Here is a 26,070-nt window from a genome sequence, read left to right as displayed (position 1 = left end):
CGTCCAACAGGAACAAAACCATGAAATATAAAGCATTCTCCCTTCTCGCATTCGCCGCCGCGGGCGTGCTTGGCGCTTCGGCAGCCAGCGCTCAGGTCAGCCTCACCTTCGGCGGCATCAACCCGCCGGGCGCGCCGGTCACGCAAGCCTCGAAGCGTTTCGCCGAACTGGTGAATGAGCGCACCGAGGGCCGCGTTCACGTCGATTTCTACGAAGGCTCGCAGCTTGGCTCCGGCCCTGCGCAGATCGAGGCCATGTCCGCCGGTGCGCAGGACGGCTACATCTCGTCGGGCTCCAATGCGTCGAACCTGGTCAAGGAATTCGGTGTCGTCGACATTCCCTTCGTCTTCGAAAGCCAGGATCACTTCCTGAAGTTCATGGAAAGCGATCTGGCCAAGGGCCTCAAGGACGAACTGCGCGACGATTTCAACGTGCGCATCCTCGCCACCAACTGGTTCCGCCTGCCGCGCGTGTTCATGACCAAGGGCGCTTGCGTGGAAACGCCCGAGGATATCGCTGGCAAGCGCGTGCGCTCGCCCAACCTGCCGATGTTCATCGCGGGCTGGGAAGCGGTGGGCACCGTGCCGGTGACCATCTCCTACGGCGAGACCTACATGGGCCTCAGCCAAGGCGTTGCCGATATGGCGGAAAGCGCGGGCGAGCAGGTCTATTCGTCGAAGTTCTACGAAGTGCTGCCCTATGTGACCGACGCGCAGATGATGTATCCGCAGAACTCGGTCTACATCGCCGAAAGCTCGTTCCAGCAGCTGTCGGACGAGGACAAGGAGATCGTCACCAAAGCGGCAGAGGACGCGGGCGATTACTTCGTCTCGCTGGTCGAAGAGCAGACCGCACCGAACCGCGAGACCATGGAAGCCGAAGGCGTCACCTTCTGCGACATGTCTGCCGAGACCCGCGAAGCCTTTGCCGCGAAAGTCGCCGAGTTGGTGCCCTCCTTCGAGGAAGAGGGGCTGCTGCCCGAGGGCTGGTGGGATCAGATCCAGGCGATGAAGTGATCCGCCACACTGCCTGAAACACTCTCGCGGGCCATGTTCCGGCCCGCGACCCCAACCCCTCGGACCCTGCCATGACCAAGCTTTTTTCCGGTCTGCACCGGGCCACGCTGTGGCTCTGCGCGGCGCTGGCGGTGGCGATCATCGGGGCGCTCAGCGTCCAGATCGTCTCGCGCTATGTGTTCAACGCGCCGGTGCATATGACCGATGACATCGCAGAGATCTCGCTGATCTGGATGACCTTTCTCGGGGCGGCCCTCGTCTACCGAGAGGGCGGCCACATCGGGCTGGACGTGATGTCTTCCGTTCTTCCTGCTGGCGCGCATCGGGCGCTGCGCATCGCGCTGCACGTACTGGTGATCGCCGTGCTGGCCTATGTGCTGACGCAGGTGCGGCAGCTGCAGCCGCTGATGTCGCGGCTCGAGTTCGGCACCGTTCCGAACGGGCCGCTTACTTCGAAATTCATGCTCATCCTTCTGCCCTTCGGGCTGGGCGCTGCCATGACGATCCTTTTCGCCCTCGAGGCGATCTGGGCCGAACTGCGCGGCGAGAAGGTGGAGGCCGATATATGACCACTGCGATCTTTCTGATCTCCTTTTTCGGCCTGCTGATCCTCGGTCTGCCGGTCGCCTACACCATGCTTGTCACCTCGGCGGTGTATATCCTGATGGCGGGGCTGCCAGAGATTCAGCTGACCATGCGCGCCTCGGGCGGCATCGAGAGCTTCTCGCTGCTGGCGATCCCGATGTTCCTGCTGGCCGGCAACCTGATGAACGGCATGGGCGTCACCGAGCGCATCTTCAACTTCGCCGGCGTTCTGGTGCGCCATATCACCGGCGGTCTGGGCCATGTGAACGTCGTTGCCTCGATCCTCTTCGCGGGCATGTCGGGCTCGGCTGTCGCAGACGCGGGCGGTCTCGGCGCTGTCGAGATCAAGGCGATGGAGCAGGCGGGCTATTCCAAGCGCTTCTCTGCCGCGGTCACCGCCGCCTCGGCCACCATGGGGCCGATCATCCCGCCGTCGATCACGCTGGTGGTCTATGGCTTCCTTGCCGAGGAATCCGTGGGGCGGCTGTTCCTTGGCGGCGCGCTGCCGGGTCTGCTGACGGGCTTTGCCCTGATGGTGATCATTTACGTGCTGGTGGTGACCGGGCGCGAAGACGCGCCGCGTCTGCCGCGTGCCAGCTTCTCGGAAGTGGTCAGCGCCTTCTGGGCCGCGCTTCCGGCGCTGATGGCCCCGGTGATCCTGCTGGGCGGCATCCTTGCCGGGGTGTTCACCCCGACCGAGGCGTCGGTGGTCGTGGTGCTCTATATCCTCGTGATCGGCTCGATCTCGATGGGCTTTGACCGCGCGCTGATCGTCGAGGCGCTGCTGGGCACCGTGCGCACCTCGGCCTCGACCCTCTTCATCATCGCGGTCTCTGCGGTGTTCGGATGGATCATCTCGATCCAGCGGCTGCCGATCGAGATGGTGAACATGATGCAGGAGCTCTTTGTATCGAAGGCCGCCGCCATCGCGCTGATCATCGTGATCCTGCTGATCGTCGGCATGTTCATGGAGGTGCTGGCCGCGCTGGTGCTGCTGGTCCCGACCCTGCTGGCCATCGCGTCGAGCTTCGACATCGACACCGTGCATCTTGGTGTCACCGTCGTGGTGACCATGATGATCGGCACCATCACGCCGCCCGTCGGCCTTGTGCTCTACACCGTGATGACGGTGGCGCGCGTCGGCATGGGCGAACTCACCCGGGCGCTGGCCCCATTCTATGTCGCGATGATCGTGGTGGCGCTGCTTGTCGCCTTCGTGCCGCAGATCACGCTCTTCCTTCCCGACCTGCTGATGCCGACGGCTCAGTAAGGCGCAGATTGCAAAGGACCCAACGCAATGTACCGTATCGGCTTCGATGTGGGAGGCACTTTCACCGACTTCACGGCGCTTGAGACCGGAAGCGGCAAGGCCATCCACTTCAAGACCTCCTCCACCCCGCATGATCCCTCTGAGGCGATCGAAACCGGCCTGCGCCACTATGTCGAGGAACTGGGCGTTGCGCCCGAGGACTTCGAGTTCGTCGGCCATGGCACCACCGTCGCCACCAATATGGTGATCGAGCGCCGCGGCGTGCCGACCGGGCTGATCACCACCAAGGGCGCACGCGATGTGCTCGAGATCGGTCGCCAGACCCGCCCGCACCTTTATGACTACGCGATCACCAAGCCCGAGCCGCTGGTCGAGCGCTACATGGCGCTGGAAGTGACCGAGCGGCTGAACGCCAACGGCGACGTGCTGCAGTCGCTCGACGAGGCCGAGGTCCGCGCGGCGGCGGAAACGCTGCGCGACGCCGGGGCCGAAGCGGTGGCGGTGTGCTTCCTGCACGCCTATCGCGATGGCCGCCACGAGCGCCGCGCCGCCGAGATCGTGCGTGAGGTGCTGCCGAACGCCTATGTGTCGATCTCTTCCGAGGTGCTGCCCGAGTTCCGCGAATTCGAGCGTTTCTCGACCACGGTGATCAACGCCTATGTCGGCCCGCGCATGGACCGTTATCTCGAGCGCTTCCTGCAGCGTCTTGCCGACATCGGCATCAAGAACGCGCCGCGCACCATCCATTCCAACGGCGGGCTGATGTCGGTGGACACCGTGCGCAGCTTCCCGGTGCGCACCTGTCTGTCGGGCCCCGCTGCGGGTGTGGTCGGCGCGGCCAAGGTCGCAGGCATCTCGGGCTATCCCAATATCGTCACCTATGACGTTGGCGGCACCTCCACCGACGTGTCGCTGGTCGAGGGCGGACGCCCGGCCTTCACCACCTCGCGGCTGGTCGCCGACTACCCGGTGCGCTGCCCGATGCTCGACATCAACGTGATCGGCGCGGGCGGCGGCTCGATTGCCGGGCTCGACGATGCCGGGGCGCTGAAAGTGGGGCCGCGGTCTGCGGGCGCCTATCCGGGGCCGGTGGCCTACGGGCAGGGCGGCACCGAGCCGACCACCACCGACGCCAATCTCGTGCTTGGACGGCTGGACAGCGACACGCTGCTTTCGGGCCGTATGCAGGTCGACAAACAGGCCTCGCGCGATGCCATCGAGACGCAGATCGCCAAGCCGCTCGGCCTGACGGTCGAAGAGGCGGCGCTGGGTATCCTGCGCATCGCCGTCGCCAACATGGGCCGCGCGATCCGCGCGGTGTCCACCGAGAAGGGCCACCGCCTGCAGGACTTCGCGCTCTTCGCCTATGGCGGTGCGGGTCCGCTGCACGCCGCCGCCGTGGCGGTGGAGACCGGCATGAAGACGGTGATCGTTCCCGCCCAGCCCGGCACCATGTGCGCCCGCGGCATCCTGCTGTCGGACGTCGGCTTTGACTTCGTGCGCACCGGCGTGTCCAACGCCACGCCCGAAAGCTGGCCCGCCATCGGCGCGGCCTTTAAGGAGATGCTGAAGGACGGTCAGGACTGGCTGAGCGGCGAAGGCGTGCCGGAAGACCGCCGCTCGATGCAATATGTGGTCGACGCGCGCTATGACGGTCAGAACCACGAGGTGCAGGTGACGCTCGACAGTGCCGACGCGGCCTATGACACCTTCCTCGAAGGCTTCCGCGCCGCGCACCGGCAGGAATACGGCTATGACATCGAGGACCGCGCGGTCGAGATCGTCAACCTGCGGCTTTCGGTGAAGGGCGCTTCGGCGGCTGCGCCGGATGCCGAATACACCGCGACCGAGGGCGATCCGACGCTCGGCGCGCGGCAGGTGTATTTCGAAGGCGGCTGGTATGAGACCACCATCTACGAGCGCGCCCGCCTTCCGGTCGGCCCCTATGTCGAGGGCCCGGCCATCATTCAGGAAATGTCCTCGACCACCATCGTGGAGCCCGGCCAGCGGCTGCACGTGGACGGCTCGGGCACCATGATCATCGAGGTCTGACCCATGAGCGACACAAGCAAAAGCGACGCAAGCAAACCCGCCCTTTCCGACCCCATCGCCATGGAGGTCTTTACCAACCGGCTGCTCGCGGTCGCCGACGAGATCGGCACCTCGATGATCCGGGCCTCCTTCTCGTCCAACATCAAAGAGCGCAAGGACTGCTCGGTGGCGCTGTTCTCGGCGGATGGTCGGCTCATCGCGCAGGCCAGCCACATCCCGCTGCACCTCGGCTCGCTGATGGGCTCGGTCAACGCGGTGCTGAAGGCCTATCCGATCGAGAAGATGGTCGAGGGCGACGTCTTCATCTGTAACGATCCCTATGTTGCCGGTGGCACCCACACGCCCGATATCTCGGTGATCACCCCGGTGTTCGCGGGCGGGCGGCTGCGCTACTTCACCGCCAATATCGGCCACCACTCGGATGTCGGCGGCACTGTGCCGGGCTCGATCCACGGCGGCGCCACCTCGATCTTCGAAGAGGGCCTGCGCCTGCCGGTGATGAAGCTGTTCCGCGCGGGCGAGCTTGACGAAGACCTGCTGCGGATGATCTCGCTGAACTCGCGCTCCTCCGAGGAACGCTGGCTCGACATCAAGGTGCAGGCGGCGGCGAACGAACGCGGCGCGCGGCTGATGCGCGAGCTGGCCGACACGCTGGGGGCCGACAAGGTCGACGCGCTGGTCGAAGACCTCTTCGCCTATACCGCGCAGCGCCTGCGCAACCGGATCTCGGAAATGGCTGACGGCACCGCCAGCTTCCATTCCAAGATCGAGAGCGACGGCCTTGGCCCGGTCGAAGTGCCGATCCAAGCCAATGTCACCGTCAAGGGCGACCGGCTGATCGTCGATTTCGAAGGCACCGGCCCGCAGGCGCGCGGCGGTCTCAACGTGGTGGCCTCGGCGCTCAACGCCTCGGTCTACTATGTGGTCAAGACGCTGCTCGATCCTTACCTCCTGCCCAACTCGGGCATGTTCGACGGCGTCGAGATCTCGGCCCCCGAAGGCAGCCTGCTGAACCCGCGCCAGCCCGCGGCCACCGGCGCCCGCTCGATCACCTGCAACAAGGTGGTGCGCGCCCTGATCGGGGCCTTCTCGCAGCTGCTGCCCGAGGATCGCGGACAAGCGGCGGGGCAGGACATCGTTCCGGTCATGGTCTTTGCTGGCAAGCGCCGGGGCCGCGACGAGGGCTATGTCTATCTCGAATCCATCGGCGGCGGCGCAGGCGCGCGGGCGCTCGGAAACGGCATGGACGGGGTGCATGTGCATGTCACCAACTCCTCGAACCTGCCGATCGAGCCGCTGGAGATCGAATATGATCTGCTGGTCGATGAATACGCGCTGGTCGAGGACAGCTCGGGCGCGGGCCGCTATCGCGGCGGCATGGGCATCGCCCGGCAAATCTCGGCGCCCAATGGCGGGGTGATCTTCACCGCGCGTTCGGACGGGCACCGCGAGGGCGCTCCGGGAGCCAAGGGCGGCAGCGCCGGGCGCGAGGCGCATCTGGTGAAGAACCCCGGCAGCAATCACGCCGAGGAACTGAGCCCGATGATCGCCGGTCTCAGCCTCGGTGCGGGCGAAAGCGTGCGGCTCGAGACCCCCGGCGGCGGCGGCTACGGCACCCCGGCAGAGCGCGATCCCGCAGAGCTTGGACGCGACCTGCGCGACGGGCGGATGAGCCATGAAAAAGCCGAAGAGCTTTACGGCAAGGAGATGCTGGAAAAGGCGCTCGACCGCGCCTGAGACGGCTTCCCCCGAGGGACAGTAGAACGCTCTCCGCTGCGGCGGGGAGCGTTTTCTTTTGCGCCACTCTTGGGCGCGGGCGGGAGGACGGAGGAAAGCTAGGGCACAAAAAAAGCCCCCCGCAGGGCGGGGGGCAGTTCAGGGAGGTAAGGTAAAAGCGGCGCTTATTTCGCCGCGATGGTGGTGATCTCCACCAGCGTGCCCTTCGACAGCTCAGCACCGCCGATATAGGCGCGGACCGGGAAGCTCTCGGGCGAGAGCCATTCGGTCCATGCCGCGTTAAAGGCGTCTTTCTGATCGAAGGCGGCGGAATAAATGGTCACCGACAGCAGCTTGTCTTTCGAGCTTCCGGCTTGAGCGAGCAGCTCTTCGAGCTTGCCGAAGATTTCCTCGGCTTGGCCCTTCATGTCCTTGCTCTTGTCGCTGGCCACCAGACCGCCGATGTAGATGGTGTCGCCGTGCTCGACGATGCGGTGGTGGATTTTGCCCTGGATGTGACGGGTGATCATGCAAGTCTCCTTGGTTGCGTAGCCGCCTCGGTGGGAGCCGAGAAGCGGGTGATGTCGAAGGGGTCCAGCTCTGGAGCGAGCCGGCCCGTGTCGATGAGGTCTGCCATCAGCGCGCCGGTGGCCGGGCCAAGCTGAAAGCCATGTGCGGAAAAGCCGAAGGCGTGAAAGGCGCTCTCGTGCCGTGACGAGCGGCCGATGATGGGCAGCCGGTCGGGCGTGCGCCCCTCGATGCCCGACCACGCGCGCTGCACCGTGGCGCCGCGCATGATCGGGAAGATGTCCTGCGCGGTGCGCGCGGTGAGGCGCAGCTCGCGAAAGTCGATATCGGTGCGGTTGCGGGTGGGATCGACCCGGCCCAGACGGGCGCCGCCGATCACCACCGTGCCATTGGCCATCTGCTTGAACGAGAGCTGCCGCCGCGCCACGCCGATCACGGCGCTGCAGAAGGGGCGCATGCGCTGGGTGACGATCATCAGCGGCGCGATGGCCTCTACCGGCGCCGTCTCGCCCAGCAGCTCGGCGATCCTGCCGCCCCATGCGCCAGCGCAGTTGAGCAGCTTGGCGCCGGTGTGGCGCTCGCTCTGCGTCTCCACGCGCCAGAGCCCGCGGCTGTGCTCGATCGCCTTCACCGCTTCGCCTTCGAGGATCGTCACGCCGAGCGCGCGGGCGCGGCGGGCGAAGGCGGCGGTGGTCTGGGCGGGCATGGCAAATCCGTCCTCGGACAGCAGACCGCCGGTGCAGTGTTCGGAGATGGCGGGCACAAGCGCCCGCAACTCGGCGCGGTCGATCAGCCGTTCGTGCGTATGCCCGGCCTCCTGCATCCGGGTGACGCGGGCGGCGAGCACCTCCATATCGGCATCGCCTTCGGCGACCTTGATCCCCGGCACCGGCTGAAAGCCGCAGTCGTCCTGAACGATCTGCGACATCCGGTGCCACATCTGCATCGACAGGTTCGCCAGCGGCACCTCTGCTAGGTCGCGCCACAGCCGCCGCACCCCGCCAGCGTTCGCGCCCGACGCATGGCGGCTCACGCTGTCCTTCTCCAGAAGGGTCACGCGCAGGCCCCGCTCGGCGGCAAACATCGCGGCGGCGCAGCCGTGCAGCCCGCCGCCGCTGACCAGCAGATCGGATGCCGCGCCCGAGGTCATTCCGTGTCGGGCTCGAAGGCGGCGAGTTCGGAAAGCGACAGCGGCTTGAGCGGCGGGCGAATGCGGAAATAGCCGGTCTCGCCGGGGCTGCGCCCGGAGGTTTCGGCGATCAGCCCGGTGACCGCCAGCCCGCAGGTGCGGCCCTGACAGGGGCCCATGCCGGTGCGCAGGAAGGATTTCACTTGGTTCGGGCCGGGCGCATTGGCCTTGGCCGCGGCGCGGATCTGACCGGCGGTGACCTCTTCGCAGCGGCAGATCATCACCTCGTCGCGCGGCGCCAGTGCCTGTGCCGCGGGCGCGTAGAGCGTTTCGAGGAAGGGGCGCACGGCGGCGTCCCTGGCCAGCTCGCGGCGCAGCCGGGGCAGGTCCGGCGAAGCGGGACGTCCAGATTTTTCCGCCACGCGCAGGGCGGCGATGCGCCCGGCCAAGGCCGCAGAGCGTGCGCCGCGGATGCCCGCGCCGTCACCCGCCACATAGAGGCCGTGCAGGGAGGTTTCACCGTAGCTGTCCGTCACCGGCTGGAACGCGTGCTGCGCGTCGTTCCAGACATGCTCGCAACGCATCAGCCGGGTGATCTGCTGGTTCGGCACGACGCCATGGTGCAGCCCGGCGGTGCCGGTCTCGATGCGATGGCTGCGGCCCCCGGCAGAGAAGCTGACCGCTTCAAGCTGGCTGTCGCCGTCCAGCGAGATGTCCTGAACATCGCGGTAGATGGGCACGCCCGCCGCGCGGACCTTGCGCAGCAGCGTCAGGCCCTTGGTGAGATAACCCATGCCGCGCAGCGCCCCCGGCAGATGCTTCAGCGCGCTCAGGTAGTTGGCGTTGGGCACCGTTTCGAGGATGGCGCGGGGCGGACGCCCTGCGGCAACCATCTGCGCCGCAAGCAGCAGCTGCAGCGGACCGCAGCCAATCAGCACCACATCCTCGGCGACCGTGCCCGCCGTCTTCAGCAGGATCTGCAGCGCTCCGGTGGTGGTCACGCCGGGCAGGGTCCAGCCGGGCAGGGGCATCGGCCGCTCGACCGCGCCGGTGGCGACGATCAGCGCATCCGCCCGCACCACATGCGAGGCACCGTTCTGCGAGTAGGACAGCGCATAGCCCGACGCATCCTGCTCCACATGCCAGACGGTGGCGCCCGAGAGATAGGTGCTGTCGCTGGCGGCAAAGGCCTCGGCCAGCTTGCGGCCCGCCGCGTAGTCCGGCCCGAGGATCTTTAGGCGGGCATCGTCGGCGCGGGTGACATCGCGGTAAATCTGCCCGCCGGGGCGCAGCGCCTCGTCGAGCACGGTGACCGAAAGCCCCGCCTGCCGGGCGGCAATCGCCGCGTCCATGCCAGCCGGGCCAGCCCCGATGATGCAAAGGTCCTGATGGGTCATGCGGCGCCTTTCTGGCGGTTGACCACCATGCCCTCACGCACCTCGGTCATGCAGGCCTGCCGGTTCGGCACGCCATCGACCGTCACCAGACACTCAAAGCAGGTGCCCATCATGCAATACGGCGCGCGCGGCGCTCCGCTGACCGGCGTATCGCGGAAGGACCCCACGTTTTCGGCCAGCAGGGCGGCGGCAAGGCTCTCGCCCGCATCGGCGCTGATCGACCGGCCCTCGAAGGTGAATGTGATCGGTGTCCTGACCGGCTCGGTTCGCGTGTACATGGGCGGTTACGGGGCTCTTTCGGTGGCAGAAATATCTGTTTCGAGAGGCAGTTTCCTTGCATTGGCGCCCATAAATCAAATAACAAATACAGCGACCTCCATCCGGGAATGTTATAGCCATGCTGTCACAACGCGCGCTCGAAGCCTTCAAGACCGTTCTCGAAAGCGGCAGCGTCTCTGGCGCCGCCGAGATCATGAATGTCTCGCAGCCCGCGGTGAGCCGCCTGATCCGCGATCTCGAGGATCGGACGGGGCTGCAACTCTTCACCCGCTTCGGCGGCAAGATCGTTCCCACCCCCGAGGCGCGGGAGCTTGCGGTGGAGGTGGAGCGCTCTTTCGTCGGCCTCGCGACCATCGAGAAGACTGCGACCGAGATCCGTCAGGGTCGGCGCAGCACGGTCGCAGTTGCGGCGATGCCCGCACTGGCGCATTCGCTGCTGCCCGACGCGCTGGTCGATCTGCTGGTGAAGCGCCCGAATTTCCGCGTGCAACTGCTCTCGATGCAAACCCACAACGTGGTGCGGCAGGTCGCCTCGCGCCAGAGCCAGCTTGGGTTCACCTCACCGACGCGGCACGAGCACGATATCGACTTGGTGCGCACGGTGGAGCTGGAATACGTCTGTATCTTGCCGCCCGAGCACCCGCTTGGCGCCAAGGATCGCCTGCGGCTTGAGGATTTCGCCGGACAGTCGGTGGTTGGCTACAGCGAGAACACCGCCACGGGCGCCTTCCTGCAGCGCGAGTTCGGCAAGATGGTCAATGCGCCAGAGGTCATCGTGCAATCGCATCTGTCGACGCTGGTCTCGGCGCTGGTGCTGCGCGGTCTGGGCGTTTCGCTCGTCGATCCCTTCACCGCCCGTTCGCATGAGGCGCAGGGTGGTCTGGCGCGGCCCTTCGAGACCGACGCGCGCTTCAGGCTGGCGATCATCCGGCCGCGCGGCATGTCGCTGGGGCCGGATTTGGAGGCGCTGCTCGAGGTCTTTGATGCCCAAGTCGCCCGCTACAGCGGTTGAGCGACTTGCGCCCTGCGCTCAGCCGAACTTGCTTTGCAGATAGGCGATATAGGCGGTCGGGTCCGACGCCTCTTGCCCGAGCGCGCCCAGAAGTTCAGCGCGGCTGCGCCCGCGCCCGTGCCGCCAGACATGGCGCTCCAGCGCCGCCCGCAATGGTGCGGTCTCGCCTCGCGACAGCGCCGTGCCGACCTCTGGCTGCTGCGCGCGCAGGGCGCTCATGATCTGCGCAGCGGTGATATTACCGATGGTGTAGGTCGGGAAAGACCCGATGTAGCCCGACGACCAGTGGACATCCTGCAGACATCCCATACCGTCATGCGGAACCTCCACGCCAAGGTCGCTCCGCATCGCCTCGTTCCACGCTGCGGGAAGGTCGGCGACGGACAGAGCCCCCTCCATCAGCGCCATCTCCAGACGCACGCGCAGCATGATGTGGAAGTCATAGCACAGCTCGTCCGCCTCGACGCGAATGAGCCCCGGCTCGACCCGGTTCACCGCGGCGACGAACTCTTCTTCGGTGACGTCCGAAAGCTGCTGCGGGAAATGGTCGCGCAATGTCCCGAAGTGGCGCGCCCAGAAGGCCGGAGACCGTCCGACGTGGTTTTCCAGCAGGCGCGACTGGCTTTCGTGCATGCCAAAGCTGGTGCCGCCAACCGCATAGAGCCCGATCATGTCGGTGGTCATCGCACTTCGGCTCAGCGCCGGATCGACACCCATCTCATAGAGCGCATGACCGGTCTCGTGGACCGAGCCAAAGATCGCCATGGGCAGATAGTTTGTCGGCCAGCGCGAGGTGATGCGCACGTCGCTGCGGGTCATGGAAATCTCGAACGGATGCACGGCGGTGTCGAGCCGCCCGCGCGTGAAGTCATAGCCAAGCTCGGCGACCAGCGCGCGGCAGAAGGCCTGCTGCTGCGCCACCGGGTAGTCGCGGTAGAGGAAATCGGTGCGGGGGCGGGGCTTGCCGAGCGCGCGGTCGAGGATCGGTTTCTGCGCGGCGCGCAGCCTGTCGAAGAGGCTGCCAAGGCTGGCGGCGGTCTCGCCGGGTTCGAAGACATGCACCATGGGATCATAGGGGTGGCTGCCGACCCCGCTGGCCGCCGAGACCTGCCGCGACAGATCCAGCATCTGCTGCAGATAGGGCTGGAAGAGTGCGAAATCCCCGGCCGCGCGCGCTTCGGCCCAGACCGTGCCAGCGAGGGCCGATTGCTCGGCAAGGCGGCGCAGCAGGTCGGCGGGGATCGCGGCGTGCCACGCGCGCGCAGCCAGCACCGCACGCGCCGAGGCGTCTTCGCCGGTCCCGAGGGCCGCCTGCGCGGCCTCCTCCATCGCCGGGTCGAGGATCATCTCACGGGCAATGCCCTTCAGCGTGGCGATCTGGTGGCCGCGGCTTTCGGCGCCGCCACGGGGCATCATCACCCTTGCGTCCCATTGCAGCGCATTCACGCTGCACAGCACATCGTTCAGCCGTGCGACGCGGGTCCTCAGTGTCGAGTTCATGCCGCCACCTCGGCGGATCCCGTGCCGCCATCGTGCAGGTGGCAGGCGACCGAATGCGCCGCCTCCGGCTCGGTGAGGCGCGGGGTCTCGGCCTTGCATCGCGGCCCGGCGAGCGGACAGCGCGGGTGGAAGGCACAGCCCTTGGGCGGGTTCAGGGGCGAGGGGATTTCGCCCTTGATCGGATGGAACGACGCGCGCCCGGTGCCCAGCGTCGGCACCGAGGCAAAGAGCGCCTTGGTATAGGGGTGCAGCGGTTGCGCGTAGATGCGCGCGGCGCTGGTCAGTTCGACCACCCGGCCAAGATACATGATCGCCACCCGGTCACAGACGTGGCGGACGACCGAGAGATCGTGGCTGATGAAAAGCGCGGTCAGATCAAGCTCGCGCCGCAGGTCGAGGAAGAGGTTCAGCACCTGCGCCTGAATCGAGACATCGAGCGAGGCCACGGCTTCGTCCAGCACCAGCAGTTCCGGCTCCATCGCCAGTGCGCGGGCGATGGCGATGCGCTGGCGCTGCCCGCCCGAGAACTGGTGCGGCAGCCGTCCCGCATAAGCGCCCTCAAGCCCGACCTGTTCGAGCAGTTCCGACACCCGCGCACGCAGGCGCGCGGGCTCGACGATGCCGTGCACGCGCGGGCCCTCGGAAATGGTCTCGCCCACCTTCATGCGCGGGTTGAGGCTGGCGAAGGGATCCTGATGGATCATCTGCACTCGGGTGGTCAGCTTCTCGATACCGCGATCGCTGCCCTTGGCCACTGGCTGGCCGTCAAGCGTGACGGCCCCTTCGGTCGGCGCATAGATGCCCGACACGATGCGCCCGAGGGTGGATTTGCCGCAGCCTAACTCGCCAACGACCCCCAGCACCTCGCCGCGGGCAACCTGCAGCGACACATCGGTGAGCGCATGCACGGTGCTTTCCGAACTGCGACCGGTGAGCCTGTCGATCCCGCGCCCAAGAAGGCCGGGCTTGCGACTGAACCGTTTCGAGACGTTTTCGATTTTCAGCAGCGCGTCGGTCATTGGGCCTCCAGCGGGTGATGGCACAGCACGCGGCGGCCATGGGTCTCATGCAGGGGCGGTGCGGTCGTGCAGGCTTCGGTGGCAAAGGCGCAGCGCGGGCGGAACGGGCAGCCCGAGGGCAGATTGGCAAGCTGCGGGGTGGAGCCGGGAATCTGCGGCAGCTTGCGGCCCGGCTCGTGCAGGCTTGGTACGCTTTCGATCAGGCCCCGGGTGTAAGGATGGCGCGGTGCTTCGATCACCTGCTCGGCGGTGCCGCTTTCGACGATGCGGCCCGCGTACATCACCGCAATATCGTCGGCGAGCGATGAGACCACCGCCAGATCATGCGTGACCCAGACGATCGCGGTTCCGGTCTCATCGGCAAGGCGGCGCACCTCGGCAAGGATCTGGCCTTGGATCGACACATCGAGCGCCGTCGTGGGCTCGTCGGCGATGATCACAGCGGGCTGGTGCAGCAGCGCCATGGCGATGGCGACGCGCTGGCGCATGCCGCCCGAAAGCTGGTGGGGGTAGGCCTTGAGCCGCTCGGCAGGGGCAGGGATGCCCACCGTCTCGAGCGCCTGCCGCGCGCGGTCCCATGCGGCGCGTTTGCTCATCTTCTCGTGTACGCGCACAGCCATGGCCATCTGATCCCCGACCCGCAGCACCGGGTTCAGGGTCATCATTGGGTCCTGAAAGACCATCGAGACCTTGCTGCCGCGCATTTTGCGCATGGCGTCGGGCGGCAGGGCGCGCAGTTCCTGTCCCTCGACCAGCACCTGACCGCCGGTGACCTCGCCGGGGGCGTCGATCAGCCCGAGCACCGAAAAGCCGGTCACGCTCTTGCCCGAGCCGCTCTCGCCAACGAGCCCCATGATCCGGCCCGGCGCGACCGCGAAGCTCACATCGTTCACGGCGGTGACCGGGCCCTTGCGGGTGTCGAAGCGCGTGGTCAGCCCGCGCACGTCCAGCGCGGCGCTCATCGTTGGCCTCGCGGGTCGAGCACGGTCCGCACCTGGTCTCCGACGAGGTTGATGGCAACCACGGTGATCATCAGGAAAATCCCCGGATAGATGGACAGCCAATAGCGGTCCGAGTGGATGTATTTGAAGCCGTTCGAGATCAGCGAGCCTAGCGAGGGTTCGGTCAGCGGCAGGCCCACGCCGAGGAAGGACAGCGTCGCCTCCAGCGCGATGGCGCTGGCGACCTGCACCGTGGCCACCACGATGAGCGGCGGCAGGACGTTCGGCAGCAGGTGGCGGAACAGCACGCGGCGCGTCGGCAGCGGGGTGGAGCGCGCGGCCTCGATGTAATCCTTGCTGCGCTCGACGGTGGCGGCACCATGGGTGGTGCGGGCGAAATAGGCGTATTGCGCCACCACAAGCGCGAGGATGATCTGCCCCACGCCCTGACCCAGCATTGCAACCAGCACCAGCGCCAGCAGGATCGCCGGCATCGACAGTTGCAGATCGACGATCCGCATCAGCAGGCTCTCGATTCTGCCGCCGAAATAGGCGGCGGTGAGCCCGACGCAGATGCCGACCAGCAGCGCCAGCGCGCCCGCCGAGAGGCCAATCACAAAGCTGGTGCGCAGCCCGTAGAAGATCGCCGAGAGCATGTCGCGCCCGGCGTTGTCGGTGCCGAGCAGATGGGTGTAGCCGCCCGAGCCGGTCTCGCCGGGGTGCAAAAAGGCGTCCATCCAGTCGAGCGCGGCCATGTCATAGGGATCCTGCGGCGAGACCAGCGGTGCGCCGAAGGAGACGAAGATCAGCGCGATGATCACCGCGAGCGAGGCCACGGCCACCGGCGAGCGTCGGTAGTCGGCCCAGAAGTTGCGCAGGCGCTGGGCGCGGGTTTCCACCTCGGCGTCGGGCAGGGCCAGCGCGGGGCTGGTGAGGGGGGCGGTGTCGGACATCATGCGTTCCCCTTCAGGCGCACCCGCGGATCGAGGCGCGCATAGACGAGATCGACCACGAGGTTGATCAGCACGAAGAGGATCACCACGAGGACGAGGTAGGTGACCATCACCGGACGGTCGAGTTGCAGGATCGAGTCGATGATCAACTTGCCGACGCCGGGCCATGTAAAGACGCTTTCGGTGACCACGGCGAAGGCGAGGGTCGAGCCAAGCTCGAGCCCAAAGACCGTGACGATCGGGATCGAGATGTTGCGCAGCACGTGGCTGAAGACGATCTGCCGGTCGGGCAGGCCCTGCGCGCGGGCGAACTTCACGTAGTCGGTCTGCATCGCCTCGACCATGCCGGCGCGGGTGAGGCGGATCAGCAGGCCCATCTTGAAAAGCGACAGGTTGAGCGCGGGCATGATCACATGCGTCCAGCCATCACCGGTGGCCAGTGAGGTGGGAATGCCGAAGAGGCTGCCGACATCGCCGCGCCCGCCCGAGGGCAGCCAGCCGAGGTTCACCGCGAACGCCATGATCAGCAGCATGCCGATCCAGAAGGTCGGCACGGAAAAGCCCAGCACCGAAAGCGCCATGATCGCGCGGGCGGCGAGGCTGTCCGGCTTGTAGCCCGCATAGAGGCCCGCCGGGATGCCGATGAAGGTCGCGATGCAGACCGAGACGAAGACCAGTTCCAGCGTCGCGGGCAGGCGCGAGAACACGAGATCGACAACCGGAATATTGTAGACCATCGAGGTGCCGAGATCGCCTTGGGCGACATTGGCGAGGAAGGTGAAATACTGGCGCCACAGCGGCTGGTCGAGCCCGTATTGGGCGATCAGCTTGGCGCGGATTTCCTGCGTCGCGCCGGGGTCGATCAGCACGTCGATCGGGTTGCCGATGGCATAGACCCCGACGAAGACGATGATCGACATGGCAAAGACCACGACCACGGCCTGCGCAAGGCGCCTGACGAGATATCCTAGCATGTGGGCCTCTTGTCGGATGAGACGCGCGGCCGCCCAAGGCCGCCGCGCGCGTGAGGGTAATCAGGGTGCCCCGAGGAGCACCCGAAAGGGGATCACTCGACCGGTGTGATCTCATAGGCGCGGGTTTCCTGATCGACGCGCGGCGCGAAGCTCAGCGTGTCTTTGTCAGCGGCCCAGACCGTCTGCAGGATCACCGTCGGGATCAGCGCCCGGTCTTCCATCGCGATGTAAGACGCCTGCTCATAGAGCTTGCGGCGCTCTTCGGGGTCGAGCGTCTGCGCGCCCTCATCGAACACTTTGTCGAACTCGGGGTTGGAATAGCCGGTGCGGTTGAAGTTGCCGAAGCCCTTCTCTTCGTCCGGGGTGTGGGTCAGCGCGCCATAGGTATAGGCGGCCTCGCCGGTCAGCGTGCCCCATGCGGACATGGCCATCGTGTATTCCTTGCGCGCGGCGGCGGGGAAGAAGACCGTGCCGTTGAGCGCCTGCGCGTTCACCGTCAGACCAAGGCGCGACCACATTTGCGCCAGCGCCTCACAGACCACGGCGTCGCCGGGCACGCGATTATTGGTGCAGGTGAAATCGATCTCGAAGCCTTCGGGATAGCCGGCCTCTTCCAACAGGGCCTTGGCTTGCTCGATGTCATACTCACGCGCGCCAAGCTCGTCGGTGTAGCCAAAGAACCCTTCGGGCATCAGCTGGTTGGCGGGGGTGCCGAGACCTTCGAGCACGACGTTGACCAGAACGTCGCGGTTGATCGCCAGATCGAGGGCCTTGCGCACGCGCACATCCTGCAGCGGGTTGCCGTCGACCGGCTCGCCGTTGATCGTGATCGGCTGCGGCTCTTCGTCAACGACCGAGGGTTGCACGTTGAGAATGTAGACCGAGTCGGAAATGAAGGTCTCGAGATCGGAGTCGTTCTTCATCGCCAGATAGTCCGACGCGGGCACGTAGTTGATCAGGTCCACCTCACCCGAGCGCAGCGCCGCGACGCGGGCGGCATCGTCGGGGATCTCTTTGCGGATGACCTTCTCCCAGATCGGGGTTTCGGCCCAGTAGCCGTCGAACTTCTCGAGCACGAGATCGCCCTTGGGCTGCCATGAGACGAATTTGTAGGGGCCGGTGCCGATCGCCTTGGCGCCCGAGTTGAACTCTTCGTTGCGCGCTTCCATGCCGGTTTCAGACGGCACGACGAAGAGGCGGGTGAAGTCGTTCGGCAGGGCAGGCGCGATGCCCTTGGTGTGGATGCGCAGCGTGTAGTCGTCGATGACCTCAACGCTGTCGACGTATTTGGTGTAGAGCGTCATCGACATCGGGCCGGTGACCTCGGGGATGCGCTCGATCGAGAATTTCACGTCCTCGGCGGTGAAGTCGGTGCCATCGTGGAATTTCACGCCTTCGCGCAGTTTGAAATCCCAAGTGGTGTCGTCGACGGCTTCCCACGAGAGGGCGAGGCCGGGCTTAAGCTGCAGGTTGTCATCCACGTCGACCAGCGTGTCGTAGATGTGGCGCAGCGCTTCGGCCTGACTGCCAAGCGTCGACCAATGCGGGTCAATGGAATCCGGACCGGCGCGCAGGCCGATCACCAGATCTTCGGCCATGGCCATCGGCGCGGCGGCCAGCAGCGCAAGCGCTGCGACGGCGGACTTTAGGGTCGCTCTCGTCATAATGTGAATTCCCTGTTGTGTTATCTTGTGATGTCACACTGTCGGCGGATTCTGATACGGTCAAGAAAATGTTGTAACGAAAATCCGCGAGATTTGCGCCGCGCTTCAATTTTAGGCGGGCAAACATATAACACTTGGCAGGTTAAGTGTTCTAATGCATTGTCACGAAATGAGTGAAAAACAGGCACAGCTCGATCGGTCCCTAGAGCGGCTCGCGGAGGCGATCGACCGGGCATCTTCGGTATCAGTCTCCGTCCAGTTGCGCGGCGCGCTGGAGTTTGGAATTGCCTCGGGCGAGCTGCCCGCCGGGGCGCGATTGCCCTCTGTGCGGGTCATGGCGGCGCGGTTGGGCATATCGCCGGTCACCGTCAGCACCGTCTATGCCGCGCTGCAGGACGCGGGTCATATCGAGGGCAGGGTGGGCTCTGGCACCTTCGTCGCGCCCGGCGCGTCGGTGGGCAATGCCGCGCATCTGCGCAAGCTCGACAATCTGATCTGCGAGTTGCTCGCGGTGGCGCGGCAATGCGGTTTCAGCGCCGCTGACATCGCCACGCGGGTCGCCTCGGCACAAGGCCGGTCCCGCCGCCCGCTGCGCCTGCTGATGCTGGGCAATTTCCACGATGCGACCGAGGCTTATGCCGCCGCGCTGCGCCCAAAGCTGCGCGATGGCGATGAGATGAGCGTTGCGGTGCTGTCTGAGGTGCGCGCGGCGCTGCCGCAGGGCATCGACGTAGTGCTTGCGCCGCGCACGCTGCTCAGCGCCGCCAGAGACCTGTTTCCGCAGGCCGAGGTTTGCGGGCTGACGCTGATCCCCGACGAGGCGACGCGGGTCGCGCTGGCCTCGCTGCCCTCTGACGCCCGCGTGGTCGGCTATTCCTATTTCCCCGAGTTCGTCACCATCATGAAGGCGGGCATCCGGCGCTTTGCGCCGCATGTGGCCGATGTCTCCATGGCGGTGCGCGGCGAGCCCGGAGCCGAGGCGCTGATCGCCGAGGCCAGTGTGCTCGTTTTCGCCACCGGGGCGGAATACGTGCAGGCCGATCTGGCGCCGGGCCAGACCGCATTCGAGTATCGACATACCCCAGACAATCAATCCGTGAAGGCCGAGCTCCTCCCAGCTATCGAGGCCGTCCGTCTGCGTCTGGGCACACAGAAGGAAGCGTGACTTGAAGATTTCCGAAAGCAACTGGTTCGAGGTCGAGAAATACCTCGAGACGGACGACCGCTGCGTGCTGCCGCTGGGCAGCACCGAGCAGCACGCCTATCTGAGCCTGTCGGTCAACTCGATCCTCTCCGAAAAGGTGGGGGCCGATGCCGCCGAGCCTCTGGGCGTGCCGGTGTTTCCCGCGGTGGCCTATGGGCTGACGCCTTACTTTATGGCCTTTCCGGGCAGCGTGACGCTGAAGCTGTCGACCTATGCGGCGCTGTTGCGCGATATCCTCGACAGCCTCTACGCCACCGGCTTCCGCCGGATCCTGATCGTCAACGGCCATGGCGGCAACAGCCCCGTCCAGCCGGTCACCATGGAGTGGATGGAGGCCAACCCCGGTGCCCGCTGCCGGTTCCACGACTGGTGGCGCGCGCCCAAGACATGGGCCTGCGTGCAAGAGATCGACCCGGTCGCCAGCCATGCCAGCTGGATGGAGAACTTCCCGTGGACGCGCCTGCCGGGGCGTGAGTTGCCCACCGAGCAAAAGCCCTTCGTGCCCTTCGAGCGCCTGCGCGACCGCAACGCCGCTGGCGTGCGCGAGCTGATCGGTGACGGCAACTATGGCGGCGTCTACCAGAAACCCGAGGCCGACACGGACCGCCTTTGGGCCACCGCCGTGGCCGAGACCCGCGCGCTGCTCGAAGGGGATTGGGCATGAGCGATGATCCGATCCTGATCTGGGGGGCGGGGGCCATCGGCGGCATCATCGGTGCCTATCTCGCCCGCGCAGGACACGCCGTGCATATGGTCGATATCGTGCCCGAGCATGTGGAGGCGATGCGCACCAGCGGTTTGCACATCGAAGGGCCGGTCGAGACCTTCACGCAGGTTCTGCCCGCTAGCACGCCTCAGGAACTGATCGGGCGCTACAGCCGCATCATCCTTGCGGTGAAGGCGCATATCACCGAGGCGGCGCTCGACATGCTGATCCCGCATTTGGCCGAGGGCGGCTATGTGGTCTCGGCGCAGAACGGCCTCAACGAGCGCACCATCGCGGCGCGCATCGGGGCCGAGAACACCGTGGGCTGCTTCGTCAATTACGGCGCCGACTGGCTGGAGCCGGGGCGCATCCTTTTTGGCAACCGTGCCGCCGTGGCCGTGGGCGAGCTTGACGGCCAGATCACCGACCGGGCGCGCGAGGTGCACGCGCTGCTTTCGGTTCTGGAACCCGAGGCGGTGCTCACCGACAACATCTGGGGCTATCTCTGGGGCAAGATGGGCTATGGATCGCTGCTCTTCTGCACAGCGCTGACGCCCGACAGCATGTCCGATGCCATGGCCCGCCCCGAGCACCGCGAGGTCTATGCGCGGCTTGGCCACGAGGTGATGACGCTGGCCGCCGCCGAGGGGGTCACGCCGCTTGGCTTCAACGGGTTCGACCCCGACGCCTTCCGCCGCGCCGACCGTGCGGCGATCGACGCCTCAATGGACAAGATGGTGGCCCACAACCGCAAGACCGCCAAGACCCACTCGGGCGTCTGGCGCGATCTGGCGGTGCGCAAGCGCCGCACCGAGGTGGATGCGCAGATCGGCATCATGGTCGAGCTGGGCCGGGCGCATGGCGTCGACGTGTCTGCCATCGCCCGCATGGTCGAACTGATCCACGACATCGAAGAAGGCCGCCGTCCACAATCGGCGGAACTGGTCACGGAGATGCTGCCGATATGTACCTGAATTTTGAAGGAAAGACCGTCGCCGTCACTGGCGCGGCGCAGGGCATCGGCGCGGCCATCGCCCGACGCTTCGCGGCATCGGGCGCGACCGTGGCGGCGCTCGATATCGACATGGAGGGCATGGCGCCGCTCGAGGCCGAGGGGATCAGCCGTCACGCTGCCGATCTTGGCAGCCGGGACAGTGCCGCCGCCGCCGTCGAGGCGGTGCTCGCGCAGCATGGAAAGATCGACGTACTGGTTACCTCTGCGGGCGGGGTGCGCGGACAGGTCGGTCGCCCCATCGACGAGATCGGCGAAGAGGATTGGCACGCGATCTTTGGCGCCAATGTCGACGCGGCCATGTGGTGCGCACAGGCGGTTGTGCCGGGGATGCGGGCGCGCGGCAGCGGGCGGATCATCACCATCTCGTCGGGCGCGGGGCTGCGCCCCAGCCTCACCGGCATTCAGGCCTATGCCTCGGCGAAACACGCGCTGGTCGGGCTGACCCGGCAACTGGCGCTGGAACTGGGGCCGCAGGGGATCACCGTCAATTCGGTGGCGCCGGGCTTCGTGCTCTCCAACCCTTCGACCGAGAAACAGTGGGAGGCGTTTGGCCAAGAGCGCCAGAAGACCGTGCTGAACGCAATTCACACCCGGCGCCTTGGGCGCCCGGACGACATCGCCAGCGCGGTGGCCTTTCTGGCCTCGGACGCGGCGGAATGGATCAGCGGACAGGTGCTGTCCGTGGACGGAGGTCACGCATGAGCGAGCCGTATGAATGGGAAGAAGCGCAGTGGCGCGGCATGGTCGAGCAGGTGCGCGCCGGGCGCAGCCTGTTGCCGGAGCGCTGGCCGGGCGGCGCGCGCTGCGCCGTGGCGCTGAGCTTTGACAGCGACCATGAAACCAACGAATTGCGCGATGGCGGCACCTCCATCGCCCGGCTCGGATGGGGCGAATACGGCACCCGTCGCGGCATCCCGCGGATCAAGAAGGTGCTCGACCGCTTCGACGTGAAGGCCAGTTTCTTCGTGCCCGCGGTGGCGGCGCTGCTGCATCCCGAAGAGCAGCGCATGCTGGCGCAGGAAGGCCATGAGATCGGCCTGCACGGCTGGATCCACGAGCGCAACACGCTGGTCCCGCCGGACGCCGAGCGCGATCTCATGCTGCGCTCTGCCGACACGCTCGAGCAGATCACCGGCACGCGCCCGGTGGGGATGCGCACGCCCTCATGGGACTACTCCGCAGTGACGCTGAAGATCGCCCGTGAGATGGGGCTGCTCTATGACAGCTCGCTGTTCAACGATGACGATCCCTTCGAGATCCTCGACGACGGCGAGCCGACCGGTATTGTGGAACTGCCAGTGGAATGGATCCGTGACGACGCGGTCTACTTCATGATGAACCGCTTCGGCCCGCACCGGCCCTATACGCCGCCGACCGACGTGCTCGACATTTTCCGCCGCGAGTTCGATGGGGCTTATGCCGAGGGCGGGCTGTTCCTGCTGACCATGCATCCGCATGTCACCGGCTACCGCTCGCGCATTTTCATTCTCGAGCAATTGCTCGAGCACATCACCGCCAAGGGCGATTGCTGGATCGCCCCGCATGCCGAGATCGCCCGCTACTGCGCCGAGCAGGCCGGGCTGAAAGGAACGTCATGAGCACCTATTCGCTTGCCATTCATGGGGGCGCCGGAACCATCCTGCGCACGCAGATGACCGCCGAGAAGGAAGCGGCCTATAAGGCCGGTCTGGCGCGCGCCGTGGCCGCTGGCGAAGACGTGCTGCGCCAGGACGGCACCGCGATGGACGCGGTGACCGCCGCCGTCTGCGCGCTGGAGGATGAGCCGCTGTTCAACGCCGGGCGCGGCGCGGTCTTCCCCACCGAGGGCGCGCAGGAGATGGACGCCTGCGTCATGGACGGGCGCGACCGCAGCGCTGGGGCAGTGGCCGGCATCTTCGGCCCGCGCAACCCGGTGCGCGTGGCGCGCGCGGTGATGGAGACAACCCCGCATGTGCTGCTGATCGGCCCTATGGCGCTGCAGATCGCCCGCGATGCCGGGCTGCCCTTTGAAGAGCGCGACTATTTTTTCACGCAGGCGCGCTGGGACGCGCTGCAGGAGACGATGGAGATGCGCCGCAAAGGGCAGGAAAGCGATGATCCCGCCCGCCGCCACGGCACTGTCGGTGCCGTGGCGCGGGACCGGGCGGGCAATCTCGCCGCCGCCACCTCGACCGGTGGCATGACCGCGAAACTGCCGGGACGGGTGGGGGACACGCCGCTGCCGGGGGCCGGGACCTTCGCCGAGAACGCCACCTGCGCCGTGTCGGGCACCGGCCATGGCGAGGTCTTCATCCGCTATACCGCTGGCAGCGAGATCGCCGCGCGGATGCGCTTTCTTGGCCAGTCGCTCGACGAGGCGGCGCAGCATGTGGTGATGAAGGACCTGCATGATCACGACGGCTCTGGCGGGGTGATCGCCATCGCCCACGACGGGTCGATCTCGATGCCGTTCAATTGCGAGGGCATGTACCGCGGCTCGGTGCGCGAAGGCGAAGCGCCGCAGGTCGCGATCTACCGCGACGCCTGAACCCCGGACCCGCGACCCGCTCAAACAGAATGGCTGGCCCGGCTCTGCCGGACCGGCCAGACCTCCAGCACACCGGCGATCAGCACCAGCCCGCCGCCCAGCAGTTCCAGCGCGGCCAGATGCTCTCCGGCTAGCGCCGCTGCCGAGACCGCGCCGACGAGCACTTCCGACATCAGCAGAATGCCCACCCGCGCCGGTTCCAGCCGCACCGTGGCCCACATCAACGCCGCGACCGACAGCGCCCACCAGATCGCACCACTCGCGGCGGCCACCCCGAGAAGGGGCGCGAGCGAGAGCCCCTCAGCGGCAGGCAGCGGCTCCAGAACCGGTGCCAGCACAAAAGCGCAGATCATCGCTCCGGCGGCGAAGACGAAGGCAGACTCTCCCGGCGCCAGATCGGATTTCGAGCGGATGCCGGTGGTCGCGATCGACCACAGCAGCCCGGCCAGCAGCGCCATCCATTCGCCGATGCTGCGCGGGATCGGTGCCGTTCCGTCGGCGCTGAGCATCACCGTAAGCCCGGCCAGCCCTACGAGGATCGCAACGATGCGCATGCGCGGGGTGTGCCAGCCCATCACGTAGCGCCCGATCAGCGTGCTCCAGACCGGCGTGAGGAAATAGAGCAAGATGATGATCGCCACGCGCCCGTAGACAAAGGCCACCGAATAGAGCGCGAAGGCGGCCCCGCAGAGCGCGACCGACGCCAGCGCCACCGGACCCGCGCGGCGCAGAGCACCCCGTCGCGCGACCGCGAGCGGCAGCAGCACGATCACCGCCGCTACGGTGATCGCGGCGGTCCCCCAAGCGCCGGGCAGTCCCATGTCGCTAAGCGCGCGGACCGGCAGCCAGTAGAAGCCCCAGAAGGCACCGGTGGCCAGTACGATTGCAGAAGCGAAAAAGGTGATACGCGCGTCGGCCATGGTAGTCATGGCGCAGCAGTATCTGCGCCCAGAACCGGACGCAACGCCAGCGCAGGCGGCTTCGATTGAAACAATCGAAACACAAGCCGCTGGGCCGCGACACATGCCGGAAACCTTTGCCCGCAAGGCTGAATATCCGCCCCCGGATGAAATCCTTGCCACAGAGGTGCAAGATCCCGCATGTTTATAGGAGATTTCAGAACAGAGAATTTTCACGCCGTGAGGGGCTTTGCCCCGGGGGAGGTGGCGATGGAGAAATCCCTTTTCGAAAAGTATGGCGGCTTTTCCGTCGTCAGCAAGATCGTCCTCGACCTCTACGACCGGCTTCTCGACGATGACGACGTCGGCCCGTTCTTTGATGAGATCGACATGGCGCGTATCGTCGACCACCAGACCAAATTCGTGTCGTCGCTGATGGGCGGCCCGGCCTCCTACACCGACGAGCAAATCCGCCGGATGCACAGGCATCTCGACATCCAGCAGGTCCATTTCGACAAACTGCAGGGGCTGCTGCGCGCCACGCTCGCCGACCACGGCGTCGCCCCCGAGGATCAGGAGATCATCCTTGGCGCCTTCGAGGCGCGGCGCGGACTGGTGACGGAGTAGGCCCATGACCATCGCCGCGATCAACGAACAGCTGCTCAGGGCCATCGGGGTCGGGGTGGCGCTGCTCGATCTCGAGACGCTGCGGCTGCGCTTTTGCAACGACACCTTCCGTGGCTGGTTTGGCGAGATGGAGATCGGAAGCAATCTGCTCGACAACTTTCAGGACTTCGACACCGACACATTGCGCGCGGCGTTAAACGCCGAGGGCCGACACGCCACCGAGACCACCTTTCGCGTGCGCCGCCGCACGATGACCGTGGCGATGGATTTCAATCGTGCGCTCGACGAGGAAGAGCCGATCGTGGTGCTGGTGTGCCAGAACATCTCGCGCATCAAAGAGCTGGAGTTGATGATCGACAGCTACTCGGTGATGGTCGAGCGCAACACCCGCGAGATCAAGCGCGAGAAGGAGCAGGTCGAGAAGCTGCTGCTCAACATGATGCCGCGCTCGGTCTATGAGGAATACAAGACCTTCGGCATCGTCACGCCCCGGCTTTATGATCCGGTTTCGGTGGTCTGTATCGACTTCATCGGCTTTGCCGAGATGGTCACGGCCCATGAGCCTGCGGTGATCGTGTCGGAACTCAACGACATCTACACCGCCTTCGACCGGATCGGAGAGCAGTTCGGCTGTGCCCGGATCCGTGCGGTGGGCGATCTCTACATTGGTGTCGCGGGCATGCCCGATCCCACCGAGGACCACGCGCAGGCGGCGGCCAATGCGGCGATCCGGTTCATGCGCTATCTGCACCAGCGCAACGCCAGCCATCCGATCCAGTGGAGTTGCCGCGTCGGCATCGCTTCGGGGCCGGTGGTGGGCTCTGTGGTGGGGGTGCAGAAATACATCTACGACGTCTTCGGCCCGGCGGTGATCTACGCCAGCCGCCTGCGCTACATGGCCGAGCCGATGACCATCACCGGCAATGGGGCCGCGACGCAGAGCCTCGATGACCAGTTCACCGCCTCGGAGGTGGGGCGGCTGGCGCTCTCGGATGAGATCGAAGAGCCGGTGTTCCGCATAGAGGCCGAACAGATGCGCGCGGCGCAGGGCGGCTGA

At 66.3% G+C, this 26,070-nt stretch carries 25 protein-coding genes; 14 read left to right on the top strand and 11 right to left on the bottom strand.

From position 1 onward, the window contains the following. The first annotated feature begins 20 nt into the window (after positions 1-20). The 5 genes from ACXAD2_RS28190 (at position 21) to ACXAD2_RS28170 (ending at position 6,660) form a co-directional block, all read left to right on the top strand. Positions 21-1,016, top strand: coding sequence for a TRAP transporter substrate-binding protein (locus ACXAD2_RS28190; RefSeq protein ID WP_475178276.1), 996 nt, complete (start codon positions 21-23; stop codon positions 1,014-1,016). A gap of 71 nt (positions 1,017-1,087) precedes the next feature. Further along, positions 1,088-1,585, top strand: a complete 498-nt coding sequence (locus ACXAD2_RS28185; protein WP_475178273.1) for a TRAP transporter small permease — start codon at positions 1,088-1,090, stop codon at positions 1,583-1,585. Beyond that, complete coding sequence (locus ACXAD2_RS28180; protein ID WP_066104955.1) at positions 1,582-2,871, top strand: TRAP transporter large permease; 1,290 nt, start codon at positions 1,582-1,584, stop codon at positions 2,869-2,871. The genes ACXAD2_RS28185 and ACXAD2_RS28180 overlap by 4 nt, the downstream gene beginning before the upstream one ends. Before the next feature lie 27 nt (positions 2,872-2,898). Further along, entirely contained in the window at positions 2,899-4,923 is a 2,025-nt protein-coding gene (locus ACXAD2_RS28175) for a hydantoinase/oxoprolinase family protein (protein ID WP_475178267.1), read from the top strand. A 3-nt stretch (positions 4,924-4,926) separates the two neighbouring features. Beyond that, on the top strand, positions 4,927-6,660 hold the full coding sequence (locus ACXAD2_RS28170) for a hydantoinase B/oxoprolinase family protein (RefSeq protein WP_475178263.1): 1,734 nt from the start codon (positions 4,927-4,929) through the stop codon (positions 6,658-6,660). A 164-nt stretch (positions 6,661-6,824) separates the two neighbouring features. Here the strand turns inward: ACXAD2_RS28170 and ACXAD2_RS28165 are convergent, their stop codons facing one another. From ACXAD2_RS28165 to ACXAD2_RS28150, 4 genes are read right to left on the bottom strand one after another with little or no spacing between them, the layout of a single operon-like run. Further along, positions 6,825-7,169: a RidA family protein gene (locus tag ACXAD2_RS28165; RefSeq protein ID WP_475178261.1), complete on the bottom strand. Its 345-nt coding sequence runs from the start codon at positions 7,167-7,169 to the stop codon at positions 6,825-6,827. Continuing rightward, positions 7,166-8,317: an NAD(P)/FAD-dependent oxidoreductase gene (locus ACXAD2_RS28160; protein ID WP_475178257.1), complete on the bottom strand. Its 1,152-nt coding sequence runs from the start codon at positions 8,315-8,317 to the stop codon at positions 7,166-7,168. The genes ACXAD2_RS28165 and ACXAD2_RS28160 overlap by 4 nt, the downstream gene beginning before the upstream one ends. Further along, positions 8,314-9,693: an FAD-dependent oxidoreductase gene (locus ACXAD2_RS28155; protein ID WP_475178254.1), complete on the bottom strand. Its 1,380-nt coding sequence runs from the start codon at positions 9,691-9,693 to the stop codon at positions 8,314-8,316. The genes ACXAD2_RS28160 and ACXAD2_RS28155 overlap by 4 nt, the downstream gene beginning before the upstream one ends. Further along, complete coding sequence (locus tag ACXAD2_RS28150; RefSeq protein ID WP_475178251.1) at positions 9,690-9,971, bottom strand: (2Fe-2S)-binding protein; 282 nt, start codon at positions 9,969-9,971, stop codon at positions 9,690-9,692. Before ACXAD2_RS28150 ends, ACXAD2_RS28155 begins: the two co-directional genes overlap by 4 nt. 119 nt (positions 9,972-10,090) lie before the next feature. Here ACXAD2_RS28150 and ACXAD2_RS28145 point away from each other — a divergent pair, with 119 nt between their 5' ends. Next, entirely contained in the window at positions 10,091-10,984 is an 894-nt protein-coding gene (locus ACXAD2_RS28145) for a LysR substrate-binding domain-containing protein (protein ID WP_066104977.1), read from the top strand. 18 nt (positions 10,985-11,002) lie between these two features. Here the strand turns inward: ACXAD2_RS28145 and ACXAD2_RS28140 are convergent, their stop codons facing one another. The 6 genes from ACXAD2_RS28140 to ACXAD2_RS28115 form a co-directional block, all read right to left on the bottom strand. Then, entirely contained in the window at positions 11,003-12,484 is a 1,482-nt protein-coding gene (locus tag ACXAD2_RS28140; RefSeq protein WP_475178245.1) for a carboxypeptidase M32, read from the bottom strand. Next, positions 12,481-13,503, bottom strand: a complete 1,023-nt coding sequence (locus tag ACXAD2_RS28135; protein WP_475178241.1) for an ABC transporter ATP-binding protein — start codon at positions 13,501-13,503, stop codon at positions 12,481-12,483. Before ACXAD2_RS28135 ends, ACXAD2_RS28140 begins: the two co-directional genes overlap by 4 nt. Then, positions 13,500-14,465 carry an ABC transporter ATP-binding protein gene (locus ACXAD2_RS28130; RefSeq protein WP_475178239.1) on the bottom strand — a complete coding sequence of 322 codons (966 nt, stop codon included), beginning with the start codon at positions 14,463-14,465 and terminating at the stop codon, positions 13,500-13,502. The genes ACXAD2_RS28135 and ACXAD2_RS28130 overlap by 4 nt, the downstream gene beginning before the upstream one ends. Continuing rightward, a complete protein-coding gene (locus ACXAD2_RS28125; RefSeq protein ID WP_475178236.1) occupies positions 14,462-15,400 on the bottom strand; it encodes an ABC transporter permease in 939 nt (312 codons plus the stop codon). Before ACXAD2_RS28125 ends, ACXAD2_RS28130 begins: the two co-directional genes overlap by 4 nt. Further along, positions 15,397-16,371, bottom strand: coding sequence for an ABC transporter permease (locus tag ACXAD2_RS28120; protein ID WP_164183418.1), 975 nt, complete (start codon positions 16,369-16,371; stop codon positions 15,397-15,399). Before ACXAD2_RS28120 ends, ACXAD2_RS28125 begins: the two co-directional genes overlap by 4 nt. Positions 16,372-16,463: 92 nt before the next feature. After that, positions 16,464-18,035, bottom strand: coding sequence for an ABC transporter substrate-binding protein (locus ACXAD2_RS28115; RefSeq protein WP_475178229.1), 1,572 nt, complete (start codon positions 18,033-18,035; stop codon positions 16,464-16,466). Positions 18,036-18,204: 169 nt separating this feature from the next. On the opposite strand from ACXAD2_RS28115, the gene ACXAD2_RS28110 reads away from it, so the two are divergent. Genes ACXAD2_RS28110 through ACXAD2_RS28085 form a run of 6 tightly spaced genes read left to right on the top strand, consistent with a single transcriptional unit; the run spans position 18,205 to position 23,487 of the window. Next, positions 18,205-19,200, top strand: a complete 996-nt coding sequence (locus tag ACXAD2_RS28110; RefSeq protein ID WP_475178228.1) for a GntR family transcriptional regulator — start codon at positions 18,205-18,207, stop codon at positions 19,198-19,200. 1 nt (position 19,201) lies between these two features. After that, positions 19,202-19,903: a creatininase family protein gene (locus ACXAD2_RS28105; protein ID WP_475178225.1), complete on the top strand. Its 702-nt coding sequence runs from the start codon at positions 19,202-19,204 to the stop codon at positions 19,901-19,903. Then, positions 19,900-20,919, top strand: coding sequence for a ketopantoate reductase family protein (locus ACXAD2_RS28100; RefSeq protein ID WP_475178220.1), 1,020 nt, complete (start codon positions 19,900-19,902; stop codon positions 20,917-20,919). The genes ACXAD2_RS28105 and ACXAD2_RS28100 overlap by 4 nt, the downstream gene beginning before the upstream one ends. After that, positions 20,910-21,662 (top strand): SDR family NAD(P)-dependent oxidoreductase, encoded by a 753-nt coding sequence (locus ACXAD2_RS28095; protein ID WP_475178215.1) that lies wholly within the window; start codon positions 20,910-20,912, stop codon positions 21,660-21,662. The genes ACXAD2_RS28100 and ACXAD2_RS28095 overlap by 10 nt, the downstream gene beginning before the upstream one ends. Beyond that, positions 21,659-22,558 (top strand): polysaccharide deacetylase family protein, encoded by a 900-nt coding sequence (locus tag ACXAD2_RS28090; protein ID WP_224906833.1) that lies wholly within the window; start codon positions 21,659-21,661, stop codon positions 22,556-22,558. The genes ACXAD2_RS28095 and ACXAD2_RS28090 overlap by 4 nt, the downstream gene beginning before the upstream one ends. Continuing rightward, complete coding sequence (locus ACXAD2_RS28085; RefSeq protein WP_475178208.1) at positions 22,555-23,487, top strand: isoaspartyl peptidase/L-asparaginase family protein; 933 nt, start codon at positions 22,555-22,557, stop codon at positions 23,485-23,487. The genes ACXAD2_RS28090 and ACXAD2_RS28085 overlap by 4 nt, the downstream gene beginning before the upstream one ends. A gap of 20 nt (positions 23,488-23,507) precedes the next feature. Here ACXAD2_RS28085 and ACXAD2_RS28080 read toward each other — a convergent pair whose 3' ends face one another. Beyond that, positions 23,508-24,407 carry a DMT family transporter gene (locus tag ACXAD2_RS28080; RefSeq protein ID WP_475178203.1) on the bottom strand — a complete coding sequence of 300 codons (900 nt, stop codon included), beginning with the start codon at positions 24,405-24,407 and terminating at the stop codon, positions 23,508-23,510. Between the two features lie 249 nt (positions 24,408-24,656). On the opposite strand from ACXAD2_RS28080, the gene ACXAD2_RS28075 reads away from it, so the two are divergent. Then, a complete protein-coding gene (locus ACXAD2_RS28075) occupies positions 24,657-25,013 on the top strand; it encodes a group I truncated hemoglobin (protein WP_475178199.1) in 357 nt (118 codons plus the stop codon). 4 nt (positions 25,014-25,017) lie between these two features. Then, positions 25,018-26,070, top strand: coding sequence for an adenylate/guanylate cyclase domain-containing protein (locus ACXAD2_RS28070; RefSeq protein WP_475178195.1), 1,053 nt, complete (start codon positions 25,018-25,020; stop codon positions 26,068-26,070).

The sequence above is a fragment of the Salipiger sp. ABN3_019 genome (assembly GCF_056158605.1).
The sequence above is the reverse complement of the archived record's forward strand: the minus strand, read 5'-3'. Positions and strand labels throughout refer to the sequence as shown.

Coding starts and splice junctions, on each gene's coding strand:
- ACXAD2_RS28190 (WP_475178276.1), top strand. CDS start 21: ATGAAATATAAAGCATTCTCCCTTCTCGCATTCGCCGCCGCGGGCGTG.
- ACXAD2_RS28185 (WP_475178273.1), top strand. CDS start 1,088: ATGACCAAGCTTTTTTCCGGTCTGCACCGGGCCACGCTGTGGCTCTGC.
- ACXAD2_RS28180 (WP_066104955.1), top strand. CDS start 1,582: ATGACCACTGCGATCTTTCTGATCTCCTTTTTCGGCCTGCTGATCCTC.
- ACXAD2_RS28175 (WP_475178267.1), top strand. CDS start 2,899: ATGTACCGTATCGGCTTCGATGTGGGAGGCACTTTCACCGACTTCACG.
- ACXAD2_RS28170 (WP_475178263.1), top strand. CDS start 4,927: ATGAGCGACACAAGCAAAAGCGACGCAAGCAAACCCGCCCTTTCCGAC.
- ACXAD2_RS28165 (WP_475178261.1), bottom strand. CDS start 7,169: ATGATCACCCGTCACATCCAGGGCAAAATCCACCACCGCATCGTCGAG.
- ACXAD2_RS28160 (WP_475178257.1), bottom strand. CDS start 8,317: ATGACCTCGGGCGCGGCATCCGATCTGCTGGTCAGCGGCGGCGGGCTG.
- ACXAD2_RS28155 (WP_475178254.1), bottom strand. CDS start 9,693: ATGACCCATCAGGACCTTTGCATCATCGGGGCTGGCCCGGCTGGCATG.
- ACXAD2_RS28150 (WP_475178251.1), bottom strand. CDS start 9,971: ATGTACACGCGAACCGAGCCGGTCAGGACACCGATCACATTCACCTTC.
- ACXAD2_RS28145 (WP_066104977.1), top strand. CDS start 10,091: ATGCTGTCACAACGCGCGCTCGAAGCCTTCAAGACCGTTCTCGAAAGC.
- ACXAD2_RS28140 (WP_475178245.1), bottom strand. CDS start 12,484: ATGAACTCGACACTGAGGACCCGCGTCGCACGGCTGAACGATGTGCTG.
- ACXAD2_RS28135 (WP_475178241.1), bottom strand. CDS start 13,503: ATGACCGACGCGCTGCTGAAAATCGAAAACGTCTCGAAACGGTTCAGT.
- ACXAD2_RS28130 (WP_475178239.1), bottom strand. CDS start 14,465: ATGAGCGCCGCGCTGGACGTGCGCGGGCTGACCACGCGCTTCGACACC.
- ACXAD2_RS28125 (WP_475178236.1), bottom strand. CDS start 15,400: ATGATGTCCGACACCGCCCCCCTCACCAGCCCCGCGCTGGCCCTGCCC.
- ACXAD2_RS28120 (WP_164183418.1), bottom strand. CDS start 16,371: ATGCTAGGATATCTCGTCAGGCGCCTTGCGCAGGCCGTGGTCGTGGTC.
- ACXAD2_RS28115 (WP_475178229.1), bottom strand. CDS start 18,035: ATGACGAGAGCGACCCTAAAGTCCGCCGTCGCAGCGCTTGCGCTGCTG.
- ACXAD2_RS28110 (WP_475178228.1), top strand. CDS start 18,205: ATGAGTGAAAAACAGGCACAGCTCGATCGGTCCCTAGAGCGGCTCGCG.
- ACXAD2_RS28100 (WP_475178220.1), top strand. CDS start 19,900: ATGAGCGATGATCCGATCCTGATCTGGGGGGCGGGGGCCATCGGCGGC.
- ACXAD2_RS28095 (WP_475178215.1), top strand. CDS start 20,910: ATGTACCTGAATTTTGAAGGAAAGACCGTCGCCGTCACTGGCGCGGCG.
- ACXAD2_RS28090 (WP_224906833.1), top strand. CDS start 21,659: ATGAGCGAGCCGTATGAATGGGAAGAAGCGCAGTGGCGCGGCATGGTC.
- ACXAD2_RS28085 (WP_475178208.1), top strand. CDS start 22,555: ATGAGCACCTATTCGCTTGCCATTCATGGGGGCGCCGGAACCATCCTG.
- ACXAD2_RS28080 (WP_475178203.1), bottom strand. CDS start 24,407: ATGGCCGACGCGCGTATCACCTTTTTCGCTTCTGCAATCGTACTGGCC.
- ACXAD2_RS28075 (WP_475178199.1), top strand. CDS start 24,657: ATGGAGAAATCCCTTTTCGAAAAGTATGGCGGCTTTTCCGTCGTCAGC.
- ACXAD2_RS28070 (WP_475178195.1), top strand. CDS start 25,018: ATGACCATCGCCGCGATCAACGAACAGCTGCTCAGGGCCATCGGGGTC.